This window comes from Mycobacterium sp. TH-M15, from assembly GCF_057473705.1.
In genome coordinates, this window is the sequence record NZ_JBYCLB010000198.1 from 1 (window position 1) to 5,300 (window position 5,300).

Annotated in this window: 1 protein-coding gene; it reads left to right on the top strand. The window is 72.2% G+C overall.

All coding sequences use genetic code 11. The features are described from left to right. The coding region (locus tag AC2VNT_RS04690; RefSeq protein ID WP_486945744.1) for a fatty acid synthase subunit beta domain-containing protein at positions 1-5,300 on the top strand (5,300 nt) is incomplete at both ends.

Consider the following 5,300-nt stretch of genomic DNA (forward strand, 5'->3'; position numbering starts at 1 on the left):
GCCGCCGGTGCTGTCGATCCGCAACGGCCGGCGCGCGGTGGTCATCACCGGCACCCCCGAGCAGCTGTCCCGGTTCGAGCTGTACTGCGAGCAGATCGCCGAGAAGGAAGCCGCCGAACGCAAGAATAAGGTGCGCGGCGGGGCGGTGTTCGCGCCGGTCTTCGAGCCGGTGCAGGTGGAGGTGGGCTTCCATTCGCCGCGGCTGGCCGACGGGGTCGACCTGGTCGGCCGGTGGGCGGCCCAGGTGGGCCTGGACGCCGCGCTGGCCCGGGTGATGACCGAGGCCATCCTGGTGCGTCAGGTCGACTGGGTCGACGAGGTCACCACGCTGCACACCGCCGGAGCCCGGTGGATTCTGGACCTGGGCCCGGGCGACATCCTGACCCGGCTCACCTCGCCGGTGGTCCGCGGACTGGGGATGGGTGTGGTGCCGGTGGCCACCCGCGGCGGCCAGCGCAACCTGTTCACCGTCGGGGCGGTGCCGGAGGTGGCCCGCCCCTGGTCGCACTACGCGCCGGCGCTGGCGCAGCTGCCGGACGGCCGGGTCAAGCTCGACACCAAGTTCACCCGGCTGACCGGGCGCTCGCCGATCCTGCTGGCCGGCATGACCCCGACCACGGTGGACGCCAAGATCGTCGCCGCGGCCGCCAACGCCGGGCACTGGGCCGAGCTGGCCGGCGGGGGACAGGTCACCGAAGAGATCTTCGAGAACCGGATCGCCGAACTGACCGGGTTGCTGGAGCCGGGCCGTACCGTCGAGTTCAACGCGCTCTTCCTCGACCCGTATTTGTGGAAGCTGCAGGTGGGCGGGAAACGGTTGGTACAGAAGGCTCGTCAGTCCGGGGCGCCCATCGACGGCCTGGTGATCAGCGCCGGCGTCCCGGACCTGGAGGAGGCCGTCGAGCTGATCGGCGAGCTGAACGACGCCGGCATCGGCCATGTGGTGTTCAAGCCCGGCACCGTCGAGCAGATCCGGTCGGTCATCCGGATCGCCGCCGAGGTGCCCACCAGGCAGGTGATCGTCCACGTCGAGGGTGGGCGCGCCGGCGGGCACCACTCCTGGGAAGACCTCGACGACCTGCTGCTGACCACCTACTCCGAGCTGCGTTCGCAGCCGAACATCACCATCTGCGTCGGCGGTGGCATCGGCACCCCGGAGCGGGCCGCCGAGTACCTGACCGGCGTGTGGGCCGAGTCGTACGGCTTCCCATCGATGCCGGTCGACGGGATCCTGGTCGGCACCGCGGCGATGGCCGCCCGTGAGGCCACCACCTCGCCGTCGGTGAAGCGGATGCTGGTCGAGACCCAGGGCACCGACCAGTGGATCGGCGCTGGCAAAGCCCGGGGCGGCATGGCGTCCAGCCGCAGCCAGCTCGGTGCCGACATCCACGAGATCGACAACACCGCATCGCGCTGCGGCCGGCTGCTCGACGAGGTCGCCGGGGACGGCGACGCCGTCGCCGACCGGCGCGACGAGATCATCGCGGCCCTGGCCAACACCGCCAAGCCGTACTTCGGCGACGTGGCGGCGATGACCTACGCCGCCTGGCTGCGCCGCTACGTCGAGCTGGCAATCGGCGCCGGCGACTCGACGGCTATGTACCCAGCCACCGCCTCCTCGACCACCCCGTGGCTGGCCGAGACCTGGCGGGTCCGGTTCGGCGAGATGCTGCAGCGGGCCGAGGCCCGGCTGCACCCGGCCGACTCGGGCCCGATCGAGACGCTGTTCGCCGATCCGGCGCTGCTGGAGCGCCCGGCCGACGCCATCGCCGCCTTGCTGGCCCGCTACCCCGACGCCGAGACCGTGCAGCTGCACCCGGCCGACCCGCCGTTCTTCGTGCAGCTGTGCAAAACGCCGGGCAAGCCGGTGAACTTCGTCCCGGTCGTCGACAAGGACGTGCGCCGCTGGTGGCGCAGTGACTCGCTGTGGCAGGCCCACGACGCCCGGTACGACGCCGACCAGGTCTGCATCATCCCGGGTACCGCCGCGGTCGCCGGGATCACCCGCGCCGACGAACCGGTCGGCGAGCTGCTGGACCGGTTCGAGCAGGCCGCGGTCGACCGGGTGCTGGCGGCCTACCGGGAAAGAGGAGTCGAACCCGCACCGGTGACGGTGCGCCGCCGGGGTGGCACCGACGTCACCGGGGCGCTGGGCGTCATGCTCGACGCCCCCGATGTGCTGTGGGCCGGTCGCCTGGCGACCAACCCGGTGCACCGGCTCGGCGCGCCCGGCGAGTGGCAGGTGCACGAGAACCGGACCGCGACCCATCCCTCGACCGGTGCCCGCCTGGAGGTGGTCGCCGACGATCGGGTGACGCTGAGCGTGCCGCTGTCGGGCACCTGGATCGAGATCCGCTTCGCGCTGCCGGCCACGGTCGTCGACGGCGGTGCGCCGGTGGTGGCCGTCGACGACGCCGCCGCGGCGATGCGCGCGGTGCTGGCCATCGCCGCCGGGGTGGACGGTCCGGACGCGCTGCCGCCGGTGCGGGACGACACGGCGGCGGTGACCGTGGACTGGAACCCCGAGCAGGTCGCCGACCACACCGGGGTCACCGCCACCTTCGGCGCCCCGCTGGCGCCCGGGCTGTCCACGGTGCCCGACGCCCTGGTGGGCCGCTGCTGGCCGGCGGTGTTCGCGGCGATCGGCTCGGCCGCGACCGAATCCGGATTCCCGGTGGTGGAGGGCCTGCTCTCGCTGGTCCACCTGGACCACGCCACGCACCTGTTGCACCCACTGCCCGCCGAGCCGGCCCAATTGTCGGTCACCGCAACGGCTTCGCCGGCCACCGACACCGAGGTGGGCCGGGTCGTCCCGGTCTCGGTGACGGTGACCGCGGCTGACGGCACGGTGCTGGCCAGGTGCGCGGAGCGTTTCGCGATCCGCGGGCGCACCGGACCCGCCGAGCTCACCGACCCGGCCCGGGCCGGTGGCGCGGTCTCCGACAACGCCACCGACACCCCGCGTCGCCGCCGCCGCGACGTCACCCTGACCGCGCCGGTGGACATGCGGCCGTTCGCGGTGGTCTCCGGTGACCACAACCCGATCCACACCGACCGGGCCGCGGCCCTGCTGGCCGGCCTGGAATCGCCGATCGTGCACGGCATGTGGCTGTCCGCGGCCGCCCAGCACGTGGTGACCGCCACCGACGGCCAGGCCCGGCCGCCGGCCCGGCTGGTGGGCTGGACGGCACGGTTCCTGGGCATGGTCCGTCCGGCAGACGACGTCGACTTCCGCGTCGATCGGGTCGGAATCGACCTCGGCGCAGAGGTTTTGGAGGTGTCGGCCCGGATCGGCTCGGATCTGGTGATGTCGGCGACCGCGCGGTTGACCGCACCCAAAACCGTCTACGCGTTCCCGGGACAGGGCATTCAGCACAAGGGTATGGGCATGGACGTCCGCGCCCGCTCCAAGGCGGCCCGCAAGGTGTGGGACGACGCGGACGCGTTCACCCGCGACACGCTGGGTTTCTCGGTGCTGCACGTGGTGCGGGACAACCCGACCAGCCTGACCGCGTCCGGCGTGCATTACCACCACCCCGACGGCGTGCTGTACCTGACCCAGTTCACCCAGGTGGCGATGGCGACCGTCGCGGCCGCCCAGGTCGCCGAGATGCGCGAGCAGGGTGCCTTCGTCGAGGGCGCCATCACCTGCGGCCACTCGGTCGGCGAATACACCGCGCTGGCCTGTGTCAGCGGGGTCTTCGAACTGGAGGCGTTGCTGGAGGCGGTGTTCCAGCGCGGCTCGAACATGCACGACATCGTGCCGCGCGACGAGCGGGGCCGGTCAAACTACCGGCTGGCCGCGATCCGGCCGTCGCAGATCGACCTCGACGACGCCGACGTCACCGCGTTCGTCGACGAGATCGCCGAACGCACCGGTGAATTCCTGGAGATCGTCAACTTCAACCTGCGTGGCTCGCAGTACGCGATCGCCGGCACGGTGCGCGCACTGGAAGAGCTCGAAGCCGAGGTGGAGCGGCGCCGCGAGCTGACCGGCGGCCGTCGTTCGTTCATCTACGTTCCCGGCATCGACGTGCCGTTCCACTCGCGGGTGCTGCGGGTCGGGGTGGACGACTTCCGCCGGTCGCTGCAGCGGGTGATGCCGCACGCCAAGGACCCCAACCTGATCATCGGCCGCTACATCCCGAACCTGGTGCCGCGGCCGTTCTCGCTGGACCGCGCGTTCATCCAGGAGATCCGCGACCTGGTGCCGGCCGAGCCGCTCGACGAGATCCTCGCCGACTACGACACCTGGCGCAGCGAGCGGCCGGCCGAGCTGTGCCGCACGGTGGTCATCGAGCTGCTGGCCTGGCAGTTCGCCAGCCCGGTGCGCTGGATCGAGACCCAGGATCTGCTGTTCACCGAGGAAGCCGCCGGCGGCCTCGGGGTGGAGCGGTTCGTCGAGATCGGGGTGAAGTCCGCGCCGACGGTCGCGGGGCTGGCCAGCAACACGCTCAAACTGCCCGAATACGCCCACAGCACAGTCGAGGTGCTCAACTCCGAGCGGGACGCGGCGGTGCTGTTCGCCACCGACACCGACCCGGAGCCGGAGGACGAAGAAGAGGACGAGGACTCCGGTGATTCCGGCGCCTCGGCGCCGGAACGGAGCGCTCCGCCCGATGTCGCTCCGGCCGTCGCGGCGGTCCCCGCCGCTCCAGCCGGAGCTCCGTCAGTGGCTCCAGCCGACCTGACCTTCGACGCCGCCGACGCCACGTGCGCGCTGATCGCGCTCTCCACCAAGATGCGCATCGACCAGATCGAGGCGTTGGACTCGATCGAGTCCATCACCGACGGGGCGTCGTCCCGGCGCAACCAGCTGCTGGTCGACCTCGGCTCGGAGCTGAACCTGGGCGCCATCGACGGCGCCGCCGAAGCCGACCTGGCCGGGCTGCGCGCCCAGGTGACCAAGCTGGCCCGCACCTACAAGCCGTTCGGCCCGGTGCTCTCCGACGCGATCAACGACCAGCTGCGCACCATCCTCGGGCCGTCCGGCAAGCGGCCGGCCGCCATCGGCGAGCGGGTGAAGAAGACCTGGGAGCTCGGCGACGGATGGGTCAAGCACGTCACCGTCGAGGTCGCGCTGGGCACCCGGGAGGGCACCAGCGTCCGCGGTGACGCCCTGGGCGGCCTGCACGACGGAGCGCTGGTCGACGCCGCCGCCGTGGACAAGGTGATCGACGCCGCGGTCGCCGCGGTCGCCGCCCGGCACCGGGTGGCGGTGAGCCTGCCGTCGGCCGGTGGTGGCGGCGGAGCCACCGTCGACGCGGCCGCGCTGGGCGAGTTCACCGAGCAGATCACCG